Source organism: Vibrio sp. 1CM7H (assembly GCF_023161645.1).
GTDB lineage: Bacteria > Pseudomonadota > Gammaproteobacteria > Enterobacterales > Vibrionaceae > Vibrio > Vibrio diabolicus.
Genome location: NZ_JALNTV010000006.1, coordinates 128,647 through 147,100, shown reverse-complemented (window position 1 = coordinate 147,100; position 18,454 = coordinate 128,647). Strand labels below are relative to the sequence as shown.

At 45.7% G+C, this 18,454-nt stretch carries 19 protein-coding genes and 1 other RNA gene; 13 read left to right on the top strand and 7 right to left on the bottom strand.

Features of this window, described 5'->3' with window-relative positions; translation table 11 throughout:
• Nucleotides 1-13: 13 nt before the first annotated feature.
• From degS to zapG, 3 genes are all read right to left on the bottom strand, one after another.
• Nucleotides 14-1,078 (bottom strand): outer membrane-stress sensor serine endopeptidase DegS, encoded by a 1,065-nt coding sequence (degS, locus tag MSG33_RS19020; protein ID WP_046873999.1) that lies wholly within the window; start codon nt 1,076-1,078, stop codon nt 14-16.
• Between the two features lie 190 nt (nt 1,079-1,268).
• Nucleotides 1,269-2,636 carry a Do family serine endopeptidase gene (locus MSG33_RS19015; protein WP_005395920.1) on the bottom strand — a complete coding sequence of 456 codons (1,368 nt, stop codon included), beginning with the start codon at nt 2,634-2,636 and terminating at the stop codon, nt 1,269-1,271.
• Between the two features lie 203 nt (nt 2,637-2,839).
• Nucleotides 2,840-3,283, bottom strand: coding sequence for a Z-ring associated protein ZapG (zapG, locus tag MSG33_RS19010; RefSeq protein ID WP_005395919.1), 444 nt, complete (start codon nt 3,281-3,283; stop codon nt 2,840-2,842).
• Nucleotides 3,284-3,478: 195 nt separating this feature from the next.
• Between zapG and zapE the strand changes: the two genes are divergently transcribed.
• The 8 genes from zapE to sspB all read left to right on the top strand — a co-directional run bounded on the left by zapE (nt 3,479) and on the right by sspB (nt 10,112).
• On the top strand, nt 3,479-4,582 hold the full coding sequence (gene zapE, locus MSG33_RS19005; RefSeq protein WP_005395918.1) for a cell division protein ZapE: 1,104 nt from the start codon (nt 3,479-3,481) through the stop codon (nt 4,580-4,582).
• A 250-nt stretch (nt 4,583-4,832) separates the two neighbouring features.
• Nucleotides 4,833-5,261 (top strand): 50S ribosomal protein L13, encoded by a 429-nt coding sequence (gene rplM, locus MSG33_RS19000; RefSeq protein WP_012842158.1) that lies wholly within the window; start codon nt 4,833-4,835, stop codon nt 5,259-5,261.
• 15 nt (nt 5,262-5,276) lie between these two features.
• Nucleotides 5,277-5,669 (top strand): 30S ribosomal protein S9, encoded by a 393-nt coding sequence (gene rpsI, locus MSG33_RS18995; protein ID WP_005372876.1) that lies wholly within the window; start codon nt 5,277-5,279, stop codon nt 5,667-5,669.
• A gap of 618 nt (nt 5,670-6,287) precedes the next feature.
• Nucleotides 6,288-6,878, top strand: a complete 591-nt coding sequence (gene petA / locus MSG33_RS18990; protein ID WP_005396462.1) for a ubiquinol-cytochrome c reductase iron-sulfur subunit — start codon at nt 6,288-6,290, stop codon at nt 6,876-6,878.
• Nucleotides 6,878-8,143, top strand: coding sequence for a cytochrome bc complex cytochrome b subunit (locus tag MSG33_RS18985; protein ID WP_005372880.1), 1,266 nt, complete (start codon nt 6,878-6,880; stop codon nt 8,141-8,143). The genes petA and MSG33_RS18985 overlap by 1 nt, the downstream gene beginning before the upstream one ends.
• Nucleotides 8,140-8,877: a cytochrome c1 gene (locus MSG33_RS18980; RefSeq protein WP_005372881.1), complete on the top strand. Its 738-nt coding sequence runs from the start codon at nt 8,140-8,142 to the stop codon at nt 8,875-8,877. The genes MSG33_RS18985 and MSG33_RS18980 overlap by 4 nt, the downstream gene beginning before the upstream one ends.
• Nucleotides 8,878-8,973: 96 nt before the next feature.
• Nucleotides 8,974-9,609, top strand: coding sequence for a stringent starvation protein SspA (gene sspA / locus MSG33_RS18975; protein ID WP_248381740.1), 636 nt, complete (start codon nt 8,974-8,976; stop codon nt 9,607-9,609).
• A 17-nt stretch (nt 9,610-9,626) separates the two neighbouring features.
• The gene (sspB, locus tag MSG33_RS18970; RefSeq protein WP_031780550.1) at nt 9,627-10,112 is read left to right on the top strand and encodes a ClpXP protease specificity-enhancing factor; all 486 of its coding nucleotides are present in this window, start codon (nt 9,627-9,629) and stop codon (nt 10,110-10,112) included.
• 70 nt (nt 10,113-10,182) lie between these two features.
• Here sspB and MSG33_RS18965 read toward each other — a convergent pair whose 3' ends face one another.
• Genes MSG33_RS18965 through MSG33_RS18950 form a run of 4 tightly spaced genes read right to left on the bottom strand, consistent with a single transcriptional unit; the run spans nt 10,183 to nt 13,630 of the window.
• Nucleotides 10,183-10,848, bottom strand: a complete 666-nt coding sequence (locus tag MSG33_RS18965; protein WP_005396458.1) for a BON domain-containing protein — start codon at nt 10,846-10,848, stop codon at nt 10,183-10,185.
• A gap of 21 nt (nt 10,849-10,869) precedes the next feature.
• The gene (locus MSG33_RS18960) at nt 10,870-11,460 is read right to left on the bottom strand and encodes a phosphoheptose isomerase (RefSeq protein WP_005372901.1); all 591 of its coding nucleotides are present in this window, start codon (nt 11,458-11,460) and stop codon (nt 10,870-10,872) included.
• A gap of 3 nt (nt 11,461-11,463) precedes the next feature.
• The gene (locus tag MSG33_RS18955; RefSeq protein WP_104971259.1) at nt 11,464-11,832 is read right to left on the bottom strand and encodes a YraN family protein; all 369 of its coding nucleotides are present in this window, start codon (nt 11,830-11,832) and stop codon (nt 11,464-11,466) included.
• On the bottom strand, nt 11,819-13,630 hold the full coding sequence (locus tag MSG33_RS18950) for a penicillin-binding protein activator (protein ID WP_248381738.1): 1,812 nt from the start codon (nt 13,628-13,630) through the stop codon (nt 11,819-11,821). Before MSG33_RS18950 ends, MSG33_RS18955 begins: the two co-directional genes overlap by 14 nt.
• 68 nt (nt 13,631-13,698) lie before the next feature.
• Here MSG33_RS18950 and rsmI point away from each other — a divergent pair, with 68 nt between their 5' ends.
• The 5 genes from rsmI to MSG33_RS18925 all read left to right on the top strand — a co-directional run bounded on the left by rsmI (nt 13,699) and on the right by MSG33_RS18925 (nt 18,450).
• Entirely contained in the window at nt 13,699-14,562 is an 864-nt protein-coding gene (rsmI, locus tag MSG33_RS18945) for a 16S rRNA (cytidine(1402)-2'-O)-methyltransferase (protein ID WP_005396454.1), read from the top strand.
• 167 nt (nt 14,563-14,729) lie between these two features.
• Nucleotides 14,730-15,157, top strand: an RNA gene (gene rnpB, locus MSG33_RS18940) — RNase P RNA component class A.
• Nucleotides 15,158-15,386: 229 nt separating this feature from the next.
• Nucleotides 15,387-16,337 (top strand): 16S rRNA (cytosine(1402)-N(4))-methyltransferase RsmH, encoded by a 951-nt coding sequence (rsmH, locus tag MSG33_RS18935; RefSeq protein WP_006743238.1) that lies wholly within the window; start codon nt 15,387-15,389, stop codon nt 16,335-16,337.
• Between the two features lie 5 nt (nt 16,338-16,342).
• On the top strand, nt 16,343-16,660 hold the full coding sequence (gene ftsL / locus MSG33_RS18930; RefSeq protein WP_005396451.1) for a cell division protein FtsL: 318 nt from the start codon (nt 16,343-16,345) through the stop codon (nt 16,658-16,660).
• A complete protein-coding gene (locus MSG33_RS18925; RefSeq protein WP_006743237.1) occupies nt 16,657-18,450 on the top strand; it encodes a penicillin-binding transpeptidase domain-containing protein in 1,794 nt (597 codons plus the stop codon). The genes ftsL and MSG33_RS18925 overlap by 4 nt, the downstream gene beginning before the upstream one ends.
• The last annotated feature ends 4 nt before the right edge of the window (nt 18,451-18,454 follow it).

The following is an 18,454-nucleotide window of genomic DNA, read 5'->3' as shown; positions in this document are numbered from 1 at the left end:
TGGCTGGGATTTTTTATGCTTCTTGCTTGTCTTCGGCAATGGTGACTTTCAAGCTCATCTCTTTTCCTTTGCGAATGATGCCGACGTCCACGGTGGTGCCAGGACGTAAATCGGTGACGATATCCATAACGCTCTGACGCCCTTGCACTTTATTGCCATCAATACTGATAATGATGTCCTGCTTTTGGAAGCCTGCCGCATTGGCTGGGCCATTTGGATCAATACCAAGCACGACAATACCACCTATGTGTTCATTTCCAAGTAGGCGAGCAGTGACCGCATTAATATCTTGGCCGTCGATACCAATATAGCCACGAATCACGCGACCATCAGCGATGATTTTCTGCATGATCTTGCTGGCTAGTGGCGCAGGGATCGCAAAGGAAATACCGTAAGTTTCTAAATCGGTCGCTTGCTGGAAAGAGGCGGTATTGATGCCGACGAGCTCACCTTGAGTATTCACTAGGGCGCCACCAGAGTTCCCCTCATTGATGGCGGCATCGGTTTGAATAAATGCTTGGCGACCGTCGCTAATAGATGAGCGTCCTGTTGCTGAAATAATACCGAACGTTGTGGTTTGCCCAAGGTTGTATGGGTTACCGATGGCTAGGACCACATCACCAACTTGTGGTTTGTAATTAGAGTTAAGAGGAATAACAGGTAAATTCGAACCTTCGACACGAAGTACGGCAATGTCTGTGCGTTTATCCGTGCCAACTAGCTGAGCTGCCGCGGCTCTACCGTCTTGTAATGCGACAACAATTTGGTCTGCTTGAGCAACCACATGGTAGTTGGTAATGATGTAGCCTTTCTCACTGACAATAACACCTGAACCCAGACCTTGAGTCGAGAGTTTACTGCGATCATTTTCAACATATTTACGGCTGTAGATGTTTACTACGGCAGGTGCTGCTCTTCGCACCGCCTGATTAAATGTCAACTCAACGGACGCGATATTAACAGGTTGCGGATCTAGCGCGGCAGGAATTACGTTGTGGCGCAAAGATGGCACCGCCAGTAATACCACTGCGGCAGTAGCCAAGCCTAAAAAGACAGAACGTAATAAAAAGCTGAGCATATCCTCTCCATGCATGAGCGCCAAAATGGCATAGAAGATGAAGAATAGCATTACATTGAAAAATAACAAAAGGGCAGCACGGAATCGTGCTGCCCTTTTCATTAGCTATTGAGCGATAAGGAAAAGTATTCGAGGCTTATTACTCGGTGCTATGCATCGAAAACCTTATTTCCTATCACTTTGAAAGTGACTAACGAATAACAAGATAAATAGTACGTTCGCCACGCTGAATATTCAGAGCCAATACGCCTTTGTGTTTATCCACGATTGCACGAAGCTCAGCAAGGTTTTTCACGCGCTGGCGGTTCACACCGATAATGATGTCTCCTTGTTGTAATTGATATTGAGCGGCCGGAGAGTTATCTGCAACGCTCGATACTTTAACGCCTTGAATTGCATCACTTGGTGTCGTATTGCTTAATTCCGCACCCTTGAGCCCTTCGTGTAATGTTTCGGCTTTGGCTTTCATATTTGTAGATTCGCCAAGCGTTACATCAAAGGTTTTATTCTTACCATCTCGAACCACACCTAACGTGATTTCTTTTCCTGCGCCCAGCGTTGCCACTTTTGCGCGGAGCTCTGAGAAAGTATTAATCGCTTTGCCGTTTACCGATACAATTACATCACCGGCTTTCAATCCAGCTTTATCGGCTGCGCTGTCTGGTACGACTTGACCAATAAAGGCCCCTTTACTTGACTCGTAACCTAATGCATCAGCCAGCTCAGAGGTTACTTCACCGCCCTGTACACCCAACATGCCGCGTTTGACTTCACCAAATTCTAGAATTTGCTCGGTGAGGTTTTTCATCATGTTGGACGGAATCGCAAAGCCAATCCCCACGTTACCGCCGTTAGGGCCTAAAATCGCAGTATTAATACCGATCAGCTCACCATTAAGGTTGACCAATGCACCACCAGAGTTACCGCTGTTAATTGCGGCATCGGTTTGGATGAAGTTTTCGAAGTTTTCAACGTTTAAGCCACTACGGCCTAACGCTGAGACGATGCCCGACGTCACGGTTTGACCGAGTCCGAATGGGTTACCAATCGCAACCGTAAAGTCACCTACGCGAAGTTTGTCGGAATCTGCGACTTTAATTTGCGTTAAGTTTTTCGCTTTTTCTAATTTAAGCAACGCAACATCGGCCATCTCATCGCCGCCAACGAGCGTAGCGTCATACTCGCGACCATCATAGAGGCGAACTCGAATCTCATCCGCGCCCTTGATTACGTGGTAGTTAGTGACTATATGCCCTTTTTTCGCATCAATAATGACACCAGAACCTAAACCTCTGAACGGGCGCTCGCGCCTTTGCTCCATCGGAAAGTCCGGTCCAAAGAAGAATTGAAATTGTTCGGGAATACGGCTGGTTTGTACTTGTTTGCCTTCTACAGCAATACTCACAACAGCAGGGGTTACCTTCTCAAGCATGGGCGCCAAGCTAGGTAACTGTTGGCCATCCACATTTAAAGGTAATGCGGCGGTGGCTTGAACTGGCGCAATAATAGAGCCCAAACTCAGAGATAGAACGGTGAGCGCAAGCAGTGGTTTTTTCATCCAATAACTCCTCTTGAAACATGTCTGCCAAAAAGAAATATCCGAACGGTTAGTTCACTTTGTTAATAACTAATATAGGGCCTAGTTCGGATAATCAAAGGGGGAGGCAGTTCACATCCAAGTTAGAGCAAAGGTAAGAAGAAAAAGTTCAAAAAAGGGCCGATACAAATGTATCGGCCCTAGTTGGTAGAGGTAAGAGAAGGTTATGATGCTTTTGCGGTTACCGCTTCGGGAGCATTAATGATTTCTTTCTCTTGATCCTTTAAAAGACCCGTTGCGCCATTGGCGTAGTCTTTTGGCTGTTCGTTAAACTCTGGTTGATCTTCTGCAATAGCTTCAGAAGACATTGCCGTTTTCTTATCAAACGGGTTGTCTTGCTCTGGCAAGTTTGGCAAAAGCTCAGAAGAGGTCTTAGCCATATGTTGGTACAGCTTGGTGTAATCTTTACCTAGTGTATCCAACATTTCTGCGGTTTGTGCAAAATGATCGACGAGCTCTTGACGTTGTTGCTCTAGTTCAAACTTGGCCGCTTCAAGTTCTTTCTGCACAGACTTTTGTTTCTTGTATTCAGGGGTGGTTAGTCTACTAATGACTACGCCTACGATTGTACCGACCAGCAAACCCACAATGGCATAAATCCAAGGCATAACTGCTCCTTATAGTTGTTTTAACAAGTCTTTTACTACTTAGTTACACGCGGTGCTAGTCCATGTTACTATGGCTTGAACAGCCGATAAAGAAAAATAGCAGTATGTCTTCGGGGACTGATAACTACTTCTCTCTATTCTCAAAGTTGACCCCGAGGTAACCCTTTTCCCAGTACCTCTATACGACTTAATACGATGACACCACTACAACAATATCAAAAAGACATAGCAGAACACGGGTTTCAGCGTGATGAAGCTCAGTATCAAGCGGTCGTTGCATTAGATAAGCTTTACCATGCTATCGTTGAATTTCAGTCAGCTCCTGTGCCCCAGCTTTCCAAATGGCAAAAGCTCATGGGAAAAAAAATCGACATGCCTGAGCCCCCAAAAGGTCTTTACTTTTGGGGAGGAGTCGGACGCGGTAAAACGTACCTCATGGATGCGTTTTTTGATGCTTTACCAACCCAAAGAAAAATGCGCGTACACTTTCACCGCTTCATGTATCGAGTACATGATGAGTTGAAGCTGTTAGGTGATGTCGAAAATCCGCTAGCAAAAGTAGCGGATAAATTCAAAGAAGAAGCGGATGTGGTTTGCTTTGATGAATTTTTTGTCTCTGACATTACGGATGCGATGATCCTTGCAACGTTACTCCAAGAGATGTTCAAGCGGCAGATGATCCTAGTCGCGACTTCAAACATCGAACCGCAGAACTTATATCGTAATGGCTTACAAAGAGCGCGCTTTTTGCCTGCAATTGATATGATTTTGGCACGCTGTGACGTGTTGAATGTTGATAGTGGCGTTGATTATCGCTTAAGAACGCTTGAACAGGCCGAAATATACCATTATCCACTTGATGAACAGGCCAACATTAACCTCAACAAGTATTATCAGCAGCTGACGGGCGAACGTCAGATCGTCGCTCATCAAATCGAAGTTAATCACCGTCAGCTTGAGGTAATTGAAGCGAGTGATGGGGTTCTGCATGCGTCTTTTGCTCAGTTATGCCAAACCGCTCGCAGTCAAAATGACTACATTGAGCTGTCCCGAATTTATCACACGGTATTATTGGCGGACGTTCAACAGATGAACCGAAAAATAGATGACGCTGCGAGGCGTTTTATCGCACTGGTCGATGAGTTTTACGAGCGCAATGTGAAGTTGATTATTTCTGCTGAAGTGCCAATGGAAGACTTATATACTGAGGGGCAGCTCGAGTTTGAATTTAAGCGCTGTTTGTCTCGGCTCACTGAGATGCAAAGTCATGAGTACCTCGCGCGTGAGCATTTGGCCTAAATCTAGTGGGTTCTTAAAAAGTGAAGAAAAAATTAGTGATTTGGCGCAAAAAAAGGTGATTTTTTCTTCGCTCTTCTCTATAATCCTGCGACCCACCGTTACTGCAGACCGGATTATCGAAGTTATTTCGAAATTGAAGGTCGAGAGTACCAACGACTCGAAGGGGTGATGACTGGGCTCTTAGACAGTGTGGGAGCACCAGAACGGTGTTCCTTAAAGTTTAAATTTTAATTAACGGGTTATTATTAGCATGAAAACTTTCGTTGCTAAACCAGAAACTGTAAAACGCGACTGGTACGTTGTAGACGCTGAAGGTAAAACTCTTGGTCGTCTAGCAAGTGAAATTGCATCTCGCCTACGTGGCAAACATAAAGCTGAATACACTCCTCACGTTGACGCTGGTGACTACATCATCGTTATCAACGCTGAGAAAGTTGCTGTAACTGGTAACAAAGCTAAGAACAAAGTGTACTACCGTCACTCTGAGTTCCCAGGTGGTCTAAAATCTATCACTTTTGAAAAGTTGATCGATCGTAAACCTGAGATGGTTCTTGAGCTTGCAGTTAAAGGCATGCTTCCACGTGGTCCTCTAGGCCGTGCTATGTACCGTAAGCTTAAAGTTTACGCAGGCGCTGAGCACAACCATGTTGCTCAACAACCACAAGTACTAGACATCTAATTGGGGATTTCGAAAATGGCAGAGAATCAATACTACGGCACTGGCCGTCGCAAAAGCTCAGCTGCACGTGTTTTTATTAAACCAGGCAGCGGCAACATTGTAGTAAACAAGCGTAACCTTGACGAATACTTCGGTCGTCCAACAGCTCGCATGGTTGTACAACAACCTCTAGAACTTGTTGAACTAACTGAAAAGCTAGACCTTTACGTAACAGTTAAAGGCGGCGGTATTTCTGGTCAAGCTGGTGCTATCCGTCACGGTATCACTCGCGCGCTTATGGAATACGATGAGTCTCTACGTCCTGCTCTACGCGCAGCTGGCTACGTTACTCGTGACGCTCGTTGCGTTGAACGTAAGAAAGTTGGTCTACGTAAAGCACGTCGTCGTCCACAGTTCTCTAAGCGTTAATTTCCTCTTATTGGAAATTCTGCTTTTCAGAGTTACTCTGGAAACTGTGTACCAAAAGCTCGGCTCTATGCCGGGCTTTTTTGTTTTTAAAGAAATAATACCTGCCTATCAATATCCATTTGTATTCACTTATAACTAGGCTCAGAGTAAGGCTTCTTCCTTACCATACGTTATAAGCTTATTTATCTGCTGTGGGTGCCTTTACCTCTTAATATCCCTGCAACATGTTTTAAAATGCCTACTCGTCTTTTTTGCGTATGCGGCGTGCTACAAAAGTGAAAATACAAACAACGTAAGTTGAATGCGCACTAAGAAATATTTTGCTGTGTAATTAACTGAAAACTACCAAGATAAAAGGTTTGAATAGCTTTCAGCAGAACTTCCATGTTGTGCTTTCTTGTTACAAATCACATCAATTTTTTATAATTCTGCCGCTTTTGTGACGACGCGAGCGATTTGCCTCACAAATGTTACAAAAAGGTAGCTTTATCTTGTCAAAAAGTAGGGTTTTCTTTATCATTTCCCTCCAATAAATAGAACTAAATTCATTATTTGTTAGCCATGCTCTTATAAGCGGAATAATAACGATCCAAAGGGAGCAAATGGGAGAATGTTTGGATGAGCAACGCGCCTTTAAATAACGGTCGCAGGCGTTTTCTAACCGCTACAACGGCAGTTGTTGGTGGGTTAGGGGCAGTCGCCGTCGCCGTGCCTTTTATCAAATCATGGAATCCGAGTGCTAAAGCCAAAGCGGCAGGTGCTCCGGTGGAAGTGGATATAAGTAAAATTGAACCAGGTCAGCTGGTTCGTGTCGAGTGGCAGGGGAAACCTGTATGGATTGTTCGCCGCACTCAAAGCGTTCTAGATAACTTAAAAACGATCGGCGATAAGCTTCGTGATCCGCAATCTGAAATGGAACAGCAGCCTGAGTACGCTCAGAATGAGTTTCGTTCGATTAAGGAAGAGTTTTTTGTCGCTGTTGGTTTCTGTACTCACCTAGGTTGTTCACCAACCTATCTACCAGACTCTTTCTCAGAGCAGGTCCAGGGCGTAAGATCTGGCTTCTTCTGTCCTTGTCATGGTTCTAAGTTCGATATGGCTGGTCGAGTGTTCCAAGGGGTACCTGCTCCATTGAACCTTGTCGTTCCTAAGCACATGTATTTGAGCGACACCAAGCTCATTGTGGGTGTTGATGAGGGGGATGCATAATGCAAGCAATGTTAGACTGGGTTGAAAAGCGTATTCCTGCAATGAATGCTTATAAAAAGCATTTGTCTGAATACCCAATGCCTAAGAACTTCAACTTTTGGTACCTTTTCGGTTCTCTGGCGATGCTGGTTCTGGTTAACCAAATCCTAACGGGTATTTGGCTAACGATGAACTACGTTCCTTCTGGTGACGGTGCGTTTGCTTCTATCGAGTACATCATGCGTGATGTAGAGTACGGTTGGCTTCTACGTTACATGCACTCAACTGGCGCATCTGCGTTTTTCGTTGTTGTGTACTTGCACATGTTCCGTGGCCTGATCTACGGTTCATACCAAAAACCTCGTGAACTACTGTGGATCTTCGGTATGTTGATCTTCCTCGTTCTAATGGCTGAAGCATTCATGGGTTACTTACTGCCATGGGGTCAGATGTCATACTGGGGTGCGCAGGTAATCATTTCTTTGTTTGGTGCGATTCCTGTTATCGGTGATGATCTAACGCTTTGGATCCGTGGTGACTACATCATCTCTGGTGCAACGTTAAACCGTTTCTTCGCACTACACGTTATTGCACTGCCTATCGTTCTGCTTCTTCTTGTGGTTCTGCACGTATTGGCGCTGCACGAAGTCGGCTCAAACAACCCTGATGGTATCGAAACTAAGCTACCAAAAGGTTCAATGGGCGATGATTACAAGACACAGTTCAAGTTCCACGATTACTACACGAAGAAATACGACATTATCGACTCTATTCCTTTCCACCCATACGGTACGGTTAAGGACTTAGTTGGTGTGGCTGGTTTCTTGTTCTTCTTCTGTTACGTGCTGTTCTTTAACCCAGAAATGGGAGGATACTTCCTTGAACCGCCTAACTTTGAAGCTGCCAACCCACTGAAGACACCAGAGCACATTGCTCCGGTATGGTACTTCACGCCGTTTTACGCAATCTTACGTGCGGTTCCAGACAAACTATTAGGTGTTATCCTAATGGGTGCGTCAATTGCAGTGCTGTTTGTTCTACCTTGGTTGGATCGTTGTAAAGTTCGTTCATACCGTTACCGTAGCAAACTTCATCTGTTGAATATTGTACAGTTCACTATCGCCTTTATCGCTCTGGGTATTTTAGGTGCGTTACCTGCAACACCAACGTACACACTACTATCTCAGATCTTTAGCTTGTGTTACTTCATGTTCTTTGTGTTGCTGTTCTTCTACAGCAAAAATGAAGCAACCAAACCATTACCAGAGAGGGTGACATTCAAATGAAGAAGTGGATTGTAATTCTATTTGCTATGTTGCCATCACTAGCGATGGCAGCGGGGGCTAACGTTCCGCTTGATAAAGCGAATGTTGACCTAACGGATAAAGCTTCGCTACAAAACGGTGCGAAGTTGTTTATGAACTACTGTTTTGCTTGTCACTCAACGCAGTATCAGCGTTATGAGCGTGTAGCAACAGACTTGGAAATTCCAACAGACTTAATGAAAGAAAACCTGATTTTCAACCCTGAAGCGAAAATCGGTGATCTAATGGTCAACGCAATGCCACCGAAGCAAGCGGCAAACTGGTTTGGTGCTCCACCACCAGATCTTACGTTGGTTGCACGAGTTCGTGGTGCTGATTGGTTATACACTTACTTACGCTCTTTCTATGTTGATCCATCTCGTCCATTCGGCGTGAACAACATTGTCTTCCCGAGTGTTGGTATGCCACATGTGCTCGAAGAGCTACAAGGCATCCCGACGCCGATTTACGATACGAAAATCGTAGATGGCGAAGAAGTACAAGTTGTTGTTGGTACTGAAACAGACGGTACGGGGGAGCTGAGCGAAGGCGAATACGACAAAGCGGTTGGCGACCTAGTGAACTTCTTGGTTTATTCAGGTGACCCAGTGCAGCTTGAGCGTCATGCTTTAGGTTGGTGGGTAATGGGCTTCTTAGTGCTTCTAACTATCGTTGTCGTGATGCTCAAGAAAGAGTATTGGCGCGATGTGCATTAATTGTGCTAAAATACCGTGCTAATTCCCAATTTTAATTGATGTACAATGGAGGCTTAGCCTCCATTGTTTTTATTTGTAAGTGTACTGGAGGGCTCCATGGCTGTAGCTGCCAATAAACGTTCTATGATGACTCTTTTCTCAAGTGCATCAGATTTGTATAGCCATCAGGTTCGCATTGTACTAGCTGAAAAAGGCGTAAGTGTTGAAGTTGAGCTTGTTGACGAAGCAAACCTTCCTGCTGAGCTTGTTGAGCTAAACCCATATAAATCAGTGCCAACTCTTGTTGACCGTGAGCTAGCTCTTTACGATTCAAAAATCATCATGGAGTACTTGGACGAGCGTTTCCCTCATCCACCTCTAATGCCGGTTTACCCTGTTGCTCGCGGCAACAGCCGCTTGATGATGTACCGTATCGAACGCAACTGGTATTCACTCGCTGAAAAAGTGATGAAAGGTAATGCGGAAGAATCAGAAAAAGCACGCACAAAGCTGCGTAATGATCTTCTGACGTTAGCGCCAATTTTTGCTGAATATGAGTACTTCATGAGCGAAGAATTCAGCTTGATCGACTGTTACCTAGCTCCATTATTGTGGCGTTTGCCTCAACTTGGTATCGATCTGGTTGGCCCTGGTTCAAAAGAAATCAAGGTGTACATGAACCGCGTATTTGAACGTGATTCGTTCCTTGCTTCTTTAACTGAAGCTGAACGTGAAATGCGCCTAGTTCGCTAAGCGATTTTAAACACGTTATGGATATTGCAAAAATGACTGCTCGCCGCCCGTATATGCTTCGTGCATTTTACGATTGGCTAGTAGACAATGACTTGACTCCTCACTTGGTGGTGGATGCAACGATGCCGGGCGTACGTGTACCGGTTGAGTTTATTCAAGATGGTCAAATTATTTTGAATATTGCACCACGTGCGGTGGGTAATCTTGAGTTAGGTAATGATGCGATTACCTTCCATGCTCGCTTTAGCGGTCGTCCGCACTCAGTAATTGTGCCTGTGTATGCTGTCCAAGCTATTTATGCGCGTGAGAATGGTGCTGGTACTATGTTTGAACCAGAAGAAGCGTACACTCACATCGAAGAAGAAGCGATGACCGAGGAAGAATCATCCCCATCGTTTACAACGGTTAGCGATGAGCCTTCTGAGTTAGCCTCTGATTCGGATGCCGAAGAGGATGATGCTCCTCGACCAAAAGGCAAACCAAGCTTAAGAGTGATTAAGTAATAAAAAAGCAGCGTAACGCTGCTTTTTTTCTTTTTAGTGTCTTGACGTGTTTTCAAATGATGTTTCGCAATTACTCAATCGTAAATGCTTCGACGTTGGCTTCATTTTCCGCGTTTGTCTCACTTTCTATTGTTTGTACACCGTCACTCGGTAAGTCCACTTCAACAGGTTCCATTTCGCCATATTGGAACCCTTTAATGACTTGTTTTACGCCAGAGATATTACGCGCGATTTCTGTCGCTCGCTCGCCTTGCTCTGGTGTGACATAACCAAAGAGAAAAACGTCGCCGTCTTCGGTGATCACTTTAACCTTAACGCCATTGAGTTCAGAGTCGGTCAGCAAGGCTGATTTTACTTTGGTTGTGATCCAACTGTCGTTGCTAATTTGAGTGACAGTGAGTGGCTCTTTTTGTTTGATTTGATTGTGTATGACTTTCACACCACTAACTTCTCGAGCTCTTCGCTCTAAAGCATGGATAAGGTCTTGCGTTGGAGCCTGACCCATAAGAACAACCGTACCGTTATAGGAGCTGGCAACCACACGAACCTCACCTTTAAACGGCGCCTTATTACCGATCGCCGCAACTTCGAATTCGATGTTGTTGTCCTGCCAAATTTGTTTTGTACTGCGTGTGTCCGTGACAATATTTGCTGTGGTTGCAGCGCCAGCGATAAACAAGCCAGCGCAACCACTTAAACTCAATGCTGTTAATAAGATAACGAGGCTACGTATCATAATTCTGACCCTCAGTCTTGGTTACTCTTCATGAGCAGGGAAAAGCACCTGGTCAATAAGGTCACAAAGACAATGGAGTGTCACCATATGTACTTCGTGAATACGTGCAGTGCGGTGTGATGGAATGCGAATTTCGACGTCGTTCTCACCAAGCAGTCCTGCCATCTCACCGCCATCTTTGCCTGTTAGCGCGATAATCGTCATGTCTCGAGTTACGGCCGCTTCCATCGCTTTGATAATATTTTTGCTGTTACCGCTAGTCGACATGGCAAGCAGAATGTCGCCTGGCTGGCCAAACGCTCGTACCTGTTTTGAGAAAATTTCCTGGTAGTGGTAGTCGTTTGCGACAGCGGTCAGGGTTGTATTATCGGCTGTTAAGGCCATTGCAGGCAGGCTAGGGCGCTCAGTTTCAAAACGGTTTAAAAGACAAGAAACAAATTGTTGAGCGTTTGAAGCACTGCCGCCATTACCACAACATAAAATTTTGTTGCCATTGAGCAAGCTTGAGACCATCGCTTGGGCCGCGTGAGTAATGGCATCGGGCAGCGCCTCTGCTGCTGCGATTTGAATTTGAATACTTTCTGTAAAGCTGTCTTTAATGCTGTCTAGCATCGCTTATCCTTCAGAGATTGCGTTTTCTATCCAGTTGATATCTCGCCCATTGTTATGAATAGCGATGACATCAAACCGATAATCGATATTGTGTTTTAAGCGCTTTTGTTGGCTAAGCCAAACTTGTGCAGTTTTGATTAGCTTGCGCATTTTTGCGTGCGTTACCATTTCTGCTGCTGAGCCAAAGTGATCGTTCTTACGATATTTGACTTCAACAAACACAATAGTTTCTCCTTGTTGGAAGATTAAATCAATCTCACCGACCTTGGTCAGGAAATTTTGTTCAATAAAGCGCAAGCCCTGGCGTTGCAAATAGTGCTTCGCCAGAGCTTCATATTGATTTCCGATTTGGCGCTTACTAAAGAGCCCCACGCTCAGCCCAGCTCAATTCACGCTGTACAACACAGTTGTTGTCGATACTTAAAATACCGGTTTGGCCACCGACTGAGTAACCAGGAACGACCTTCATTTGTGGAAGTTCACCGATCAATTTATATGCATCCATACCGAGTGCTTTCAAACGTTTTTCCATGTTAGATTGCTCTGACCAAAGCTCGTTCATTTCAGCGGTCACGCTAGGATCTGGGTCAATCAGCAATGGAATGTCGCTGTAGATGATGCCTGTTAGATCTTCGTATGTCGCGCCGCCACTGTTGCTACGCGAACTAGAGAAGATTTGTGGTGCTTTCGCATCAGGGTTAATCGCTACTTCGATAAACGGCTTGATCAAAGTCAGCTCAGTGCTTCTAGCTACGATATAAACCGCATCAACATCACGACGGCTACGTGGCTGTGTTTCAAGCTTAATTCGCATTAATGATTGCATCTGGGCGATACGCTGCTTGCTCTCTTGCAGGCCAAATACTTCATTGATGTCTTTTTGAAGTTGGCGCTTGTCACCAAAGTAACTTGCTGCGACTTTGTTAGAGCTGTACTTTCGCCATTCTTTGTTGAAAGCCTCAGTTACACGCTCTCCAAAGCTGCCTTTTGGTGCAAGAATAAGAGGGAAGCTGTAGCCTTCGCTGAACAAGTGTTTTGCAGCTTGTGCGGCTTCTTGTTCCGGTGATAATGCCAAGTAGCAAATATTGCTATCTGGTTGCACATCCTCGGGGATATTTAGCGCAAGGGCTGGAATGGTAGGGCCATTTGCTGAGCCATCCATGGTTGTGTGCAACAACTCCACGTTCTCTTTTTCTAGAGGGCCAACAACAAAATCGATGTTTTCATTGATCAAGCGTTGTTTAATTTGGTCAGCGTTATACGCATTGGTGTCAATCACCGTAAGTGTTGCACTAGGATCTCGATTACGATCATTCATCATCGCAAACACAAAACCATCACGAATTAATTGCGCTTGTGGCGAGAACTTACCCGTCAGCGGCAGCAATAAAGCAGTATTGTTTGGCTTCACGATATCAAGAGAGAGAATGTTTTGAATCTCTTCTGGTGTATAGATAGCAGCTGGGTGCGAAGGGTTTTCGCTTAACCAGCGCTCTAGCGTATTTTTAAGTTGGGACAGGTTGCCCGATAGCGTTTTTGCATAAACAGCCAGCTGAAGCCAGCCGTCTAGAACATCCTCATTCGGCTCTGTTTCTAATGAGGTGAGTTCATATTCTGAGTAGCTGCCAAAGTTCATCCAAATACGGCTAGAGATTTCCCTCTGCTCTGCTGACGAGGCGTATTTACCAAATGCAACCAGCTGGCGGTTTGCTTCAAACGCTTGGTTGAGGCCTTGATAAGCGTCGGCACGCATCAAGTAATAGTCTTTCCATTGCTCGTTTGGCAATTTCCACCAAGGTTTAAAGTTTAACAATTGCAGCAACTGCGAGTAATTACCTTGCTTTTGCTGTATGGTCGCACGCGCCAGTTGCCACTCCGCTTGCTGAACTTCGGTCAACTGTTGTCGAGCCAGACGTTTGATCAACAGTTCTGCTTGATCAAACTGGTTCGCTTGAATAGCGGCTTTGGTTGCCATGATCAACCAGTCATTTTGTAAACTGCCTTCCGTGCTATCAGCTTGGATCATATAGTTCTGAACAGACTGAGTAGGCTCAAGTGTTACATCAACGCCATCAGGCTGTCTTGGACCTGAAGAACAGGCGGCGAGCGTAATTGCTAGTGCAACAGGAGTAAGTATGCGTGGTACACTGAGTCTCTTATGGTTAATCATTGCCGTGAGTTCTCTATAATTTTGTACAAAATTGTCTCTATATTAATCGTTGAAGTGATGGTAAACAAATGACAGATAAAAATAAGTTGCCGAATGAGGGGCCAACTCTCTATATCGTACCGACTCCAATCGGAAATTTAGCGGATATCACCCAACGTGCTATCGAAATTCTGTCGACGGTGGACATCATTGCTGCTGAGGATACTCGTCATACGGGTAAATTACTGTCTCACTTCAATATTCAAACCAAAACTTTTGCTCTGCATGATCATAATGAGCAGCAAAAAGCACAGGTTTTGGTAGAAAAGCTGCTTTCCGGTCAGTCTATCGCGTTAGTTTCTGACGCTGGTACGCCACTTATCAGCGACCCAGGATACCATTTGGTGACAAAATGTCGTCAAGCGGGCGTTAGAGTTGTGCCGCTTCCTGGTGCTTGCGCGGTCATTACGGCGTTAAGTGCATCAGGCTTGCCATCCGATCGCTTTAGCTTCGAAGGCTTTTTACCACCGAAAAGCAAAGGCCGTAAGGATAAATTCCTAGAGATTGCTTCGGTAGAGCGTACGTGTATTTTTTACGAGTCACCGCACCGTATTTTGGACTCTCTACAAGACATGTTAGACGTTCTTGGCCCAGATAGAGAAGTCGTGTTGGCGAGAGAACTAACGAAAACTTTTGAAACCATTCAAGGTATGCCATTAGGTGAGTTAATTGAGTGGGTGAAAAGTGACGATAACCAACAGCGTGGCGAAATGGTATTATTGGTACATGGTCACCGCGAAACCGCGGACGATTCATTGCCAGATGATGCCTTGCGTACATTAGGGATTTTAACCAAAGAGCTGCCTTTGAAAAAAGCAGCGGCTTTGGTGGCAGAAATTCATAACTTGAAGAAGAATGCGTTGTATAAGTGGGGCTTAGAAAACTTAGACTAAGCACGGCTAACGAGACACATGGTAAAGCGGGTCGATGTGAAAATATCGGCCTTTTTTAGGCTCAATGTTTGATGGTTAGGTTAAAAAAACACCACTCAATGCATTCATTTCATCATATCTGTGATCTCACTAGACTCTGAGTAGATAACTCTATACAATCCGCCCTCGGAGTTGACTGGGTAGTCGCTGCTTTACTGATGTCCTTCGGGAGACTGACGTTGAAGTCCTTTGGGAGACTGACGTTGACGTCCTTCGGGAGACTGGTAAAGGGGAGGAAAGTCCGGGCTCCATAGAGCAGGGTGCCAGGTAACGCCTGGGAGGCGCAAGCCTACGACAAGTGCAGCAGAGAGAAGACCGCCGATGGCCCTAGGGCACAGGTAAGGGTGAAAGGGTGCGGTAAGAGCGCACCGGACGACTAGCAATAGTTCGTTGCAGGGTAAACTCCACCCGGAGCAAGACCAAATAGGCCTCCACATTGCGTTGCTCGCGTAAGGAGGCGGGTAGGTTGCTTGAGCCAGTGAGCGATTGCTGGCCTAGACGAATGGCTACCGCCGCGCAAGCGGAACAGAACCCGGCTTATGTGTCGACTCCAACTATTCGAGACCCATCACTACTTTTTGTAGTGATGGGTTTTTTGCATTTTATTGACGCAAACCCTGTCATTACCAATAAACTTGGCGTTAAATCACGTCTGACTTTAGACTTGAGGTGGCGATGATGTGGGAAATCAGTACACTATGGTAGGTTGATCTTTTGCTATAAATATTCAGCATGAGAGAGCAACGTATCTTAAAATCGCTTCAAGATCATTCAACGAGAAAGCTATGACCGAAACCTTCCAACATATTTCCGTGTTATTAAATGAATCCATTGATGGCTTAGCTATCAAACCAGACGGTATCTATATCGATGGAACATTTGGCCGTGGCGGTCACAGCCGGACCATTCTATCTAAACTCGGCGAAAACGGTCGACTGTACAGTATCGATCGTGACCCTCAAGCGATAGCTGAAGCAGGCAAAATCAATGATCCTCGCTTCACCATCATTCATGGTCCATTTTCTGGTATTGCTGAGTATGCTGAAGAGTATGACTTGGTTGGCAAAGTTGATGGCGTTCTACTGGATTTAGGTGTTTCTTCTCCGCAGTTAGACGACGCAGAGCGTGGCTTTAGCTTTATGAAAGACGGCCCGCTAGATATGCGTATGGACCCAACATCAGGTATTCCCGTATCTCAATGGCTAATGGAAGCTGACTTAGATGATATTACTTGGGTGATTCGTGAGTTTGGTGAAGACAAACACGCGCGCCGCATTGCCAAAGCGATTGTTGCCTACCGTGAAGACGAAGAAAATGAACCACTGGTACGTACTGGCCAGCTCGCGAAGCTGATCTCAGATGCTGCACCCAAAAGCTTTAAAGAGAAAAAACACCCTGCGACTCGTGCGTTCCAGGCATTTCGTATTTACATCAACAGTGAGTTAGAAGAAATTGATACGGCACTAAAAGGCGCGGCAAGCATTCTGGCTCCTGAAGGTCGTTTATCTGTCATCAGTTTCCACTCTCTGGAAGACCGTATGGTCAAACGTTTTATCCGTAAAGAGAGCAAAGGACCTGAAGTGCCACATGGCATTCCAATGACTGAAGAGCAAATTCGTGCTCTTGGTAGTGCGAATATGAAAGCGGTGAGCAAAGCGATTAAGCCAAGCAAACAAGAAATTGAAATGAACCCTCGTTCGCGCAGCTCTGTGCTAAGAATTGCAGAAAAGCTTTAATTATTATGACGAAACCCACTCCTAACCTTGCTAAGTTGATTGCAACGGATCTTATCACCGTTGGTCGCTGGCCATTAGTGTTGTTGCTATTGATCGTGGCATCGGCAATGGGAGTGGTATTTGCTACCCACCATGCGCGTCAAGCGATCACCGAAAAAGATCACACTTTGGTTGAACGAGAGCGTTTAGATAGCGAATGGCGCAACCTGATGTTGGAAGAAACGGCCCTCGCGGAACACAGTCGTGTTCAAGACCTTGCCAAAAAAGAACTTGAAATGAAACGACCTGATGGCGATAAAGAAGTGGTTGTCACGCTCAAATGATTAGAAAGAAAACCAACACGAAACCAAGCAACAAGCGTAAACCTGTCGCGAAAGAAAAAAACGCTTCGGGGGATACGAAAACCGAGAAAAAAGCAGTGAAAGTGGCGGTTGAAGAATCCTTTCTGATTCGTTGGCGCTTCCATCTATTACTGTTTTTTGTCTTTTGTGCATTTGCACTTTTGGTGGCGCGCGTAGCCTATATTCAAATCATTGAACCGGATAACCTGATTAAACAAGGTGACCTACGCTCGGTTCGTGTGAAATCCATTCCTTCTGCACGCGGTATTATTTCGGACCGAAATGGTGAGCCGCTCGCTGTCAGTGTGCCTGTTGAGGCCGTTTGGGCGGATCCCGCGACGATATTTAAAGAAAATGCCTTAAGCCAGACCAAGAGTTGGTATGCATTAGCGGATGTTCTTGGTGTTGACCGACAAGGGTTGATAGACAAGATCAAGCACAATGAAAAGCGCCGCTTTATTTACTTGCAGCGCCAAGTGAGTCCAGCCATGGCGAACTATATTCGTGAGCTAAAGCTGCCTGGTGTGGGTCTTAAGTCAGAATCTCGTCGTTACTATCCTGCCGGTGAGGTTAGTGCTCACTTAGTTGGGGTGACGGGGATTGATGGGCATGGTCTAGAGGGTGTTGAGCGTAGCTACGATGAGTGGCTTACTGGCGCCGCAGGTAAGAAAACCATTCGTAAAGACCGTTATGGTCGCGTCGTAGAAAACATTGCGTGGCAAGACAAGCAAGAAGGTAAGTCACTCCAGTTGACAATCGACCAGCGCCTACAGGCGATTGCTTATCGTGCGATTAAACAAGCCGTTGCGGACCATCGCGCCACGTCAGGCTCCGTTGTTATGTTGGACGTGAAAACCGGCGCCGTATTGGCCATGGTGAATGCGCCTTCCTACAACCCTAACAATCGTAGCGACTGGCAAAGCTATAAAATGCGTAACCGAGTGATCACGGACTCGATGGAGCCAGGCTCCACCATTAAGCCTTTCGTTATTTTAGCCGCCTTAGAAAATGGGGTAGCCGATAAAGATACCATCGTAGATACCGGTAATGGTGTACTTCGTTTAGGTGGTAGCCGAGTAAGAGATGTATCCCGCGTGGGTAAAGCGAGCTTGACCACGATCCTCAAAAAATCGAGTAACATCGGTGTGACGAAGCTGGCAATGCAAATGCCAGTAGAGGCGCTGCTCGGTCTGTACAGCTCTGTGGGCTTTGGTGAGCTTTCTGGTCTGAACCTCGTTGGGGAAGTGACTGGTATCTTCCCGACACGAACACGATGGTCTCCTATTGAACGTGCCACGATTGCGTTTGGTTATGGTCTATCGATAACGCCAATCCAGTTAGCGCATGCCTATGCGACGCTTGGAAATCTCGGCAAATACGAGCCAATCCATATTATCGAAAGCAATGATCATGACATGTCTCGCCAAGTAGTGAGTGCAAAGTACGCACGCCAGGTCTTGGACATGCTGGAAACCGTAACCCAAAAAGGAGGCTCAGCTCGTCGAGCGGCAGTTCCTGGTTATCGAGTGGGAGCCAAAACAGGTACCTCACGTAAAGCGTCTGCAGGTGGATACAGCGATGAGTACATCACTTATACGGCAGGGCTTGCTCCGGTTAGCGATCCGCGAATTGCATTGGTTGTGATCGTAAACGAGCCTCAAGGTGATGATTACTATGGTGGTTCGGTAGCGTCTCCTGTCTTCTCTGAAATCATGAAAGGCGCGCTACAAATACTCAATGTTGCACCAGACGAAAACAAATTCCAGCAGTAAGCCG

Bases quoted from the DNA above. Each gene is read 5' to 3' on its own strand.
- MSG33_RS18960 (WP_005372901.1), bottom strand. From the start codon at position 11,460: ATGCTAGACAGCATTAAAGACAGCTTTACAGAAAGTATTCAAATTCAA.
- sspA (WP_248381740.1), top strand. From the start codon at position 8,974: ATGGCTGTAGCTGCCAATAAACGTTCTATGATGACTCTTTTCTCAAGT.
- zapG (WP_005395919.1), bottom strand. From the start codon at position 3,283: ATGCCTTGGATTTATGCCATTGTGGGTTTGCTGGTCGGTACAATCGTA.
- rpsI (WP_005372876.1), top strand. From the start codon at position 5,277: ATGGCAGAGAATCAATACTACGGCACTGGCCGTCGCAAAAGCTCAGCT.
- MSG33_RS18925 (WP_006743237.1), top strand. From the start codon at position 16,657: ATGATTAGAAAGAAAACCAACACGAAACCAAGCAACAAGCGTAAACCT.
- ftsL (WP_005396451.1), top strand. From the start codon at position 16,343: ATGACGAAACCCACTCCTAACCTTGCTAAGTTGATTGCAACGGATCTT.
- MSG33_RS18980 (WP_005372881.1), top strand. From the start codon at position 8,140: ATGAAGAAGTGGATTGTAATTCTATTTGCTATGTTGCCATCACTAGCG.
- degS (WP_046873999.1), bottom strand. From the start codon at position 1,078: ATGCTCAGCTTTTTATTACGTTCTGTCTTTTTAGGCTTGGCTACTGCC.
- sspB (WP_031780550.1), top strand. From the start codon at position 9,627: ATGGATATTGCAAAAATGACTGCTCGCCGCCCGTATATGCTTCGTGCA.
- MSG33_RS19015 (WP_005395920.1), bottom strand. From the start codon at position 2,636: ATGAAAAAACCACTGCTTGCGCTCACCGTTCTATCTCTGAGTTTGGGC.
- rsmH (WP_006743238.1), top strand. From the start codon at position 15,387: ATGACCGAAACCTTCCAACATATTTCCGTGTTATTAAATGAATCCATT.
- zapE (WP_005395918.1), top strand. From the start codon at position 3,479: ATGACACCACTACAACAATATCAAAAAGACATAGCAGAACACGGGTTT.
- MSG33_RS18965 (WP_005396458.1), bottom strand. From the start codon at position 10,848: ATGATACGTAGCCTCGTTATCTTATTAACAGCATTGAGTTTAAGTGGT.
- MSG33_RS18985 (WP_005372880.1), top strand. From the start codon at position 6,878: ATGCAAGCAATGTTAGACTGGGTTGAAAAGCGTATTCCTGCAATGAAT.
- rsmI (WP_005396454.1), top strand. From the start codon at position 13,699: ATGACAGATAAAAATAAGTTGCCGAATGAGGGGCCAACTCTCTATATC.
- MSG33_RS18950 (WP_248381738.1), bottom strand. From the start codon at position 13,630: ATGATTAACCATAAGAGACTCAGTGTACCACGCATACTTACTCCTGTT.
- rplM (WP_012842158.1), top strand. From the start codon at position 4,833: ATGAAAACTTTCGTTGCTAAACCAGAAACTGTAAAACGCGACTGGTAC.
- petA (WP_005396462.1), top strand. From the start codon at position 6,288: ATGAGCAACGCGCCTTTAAATAACGGTCGCAGGCGTTTTCTAACCGCT.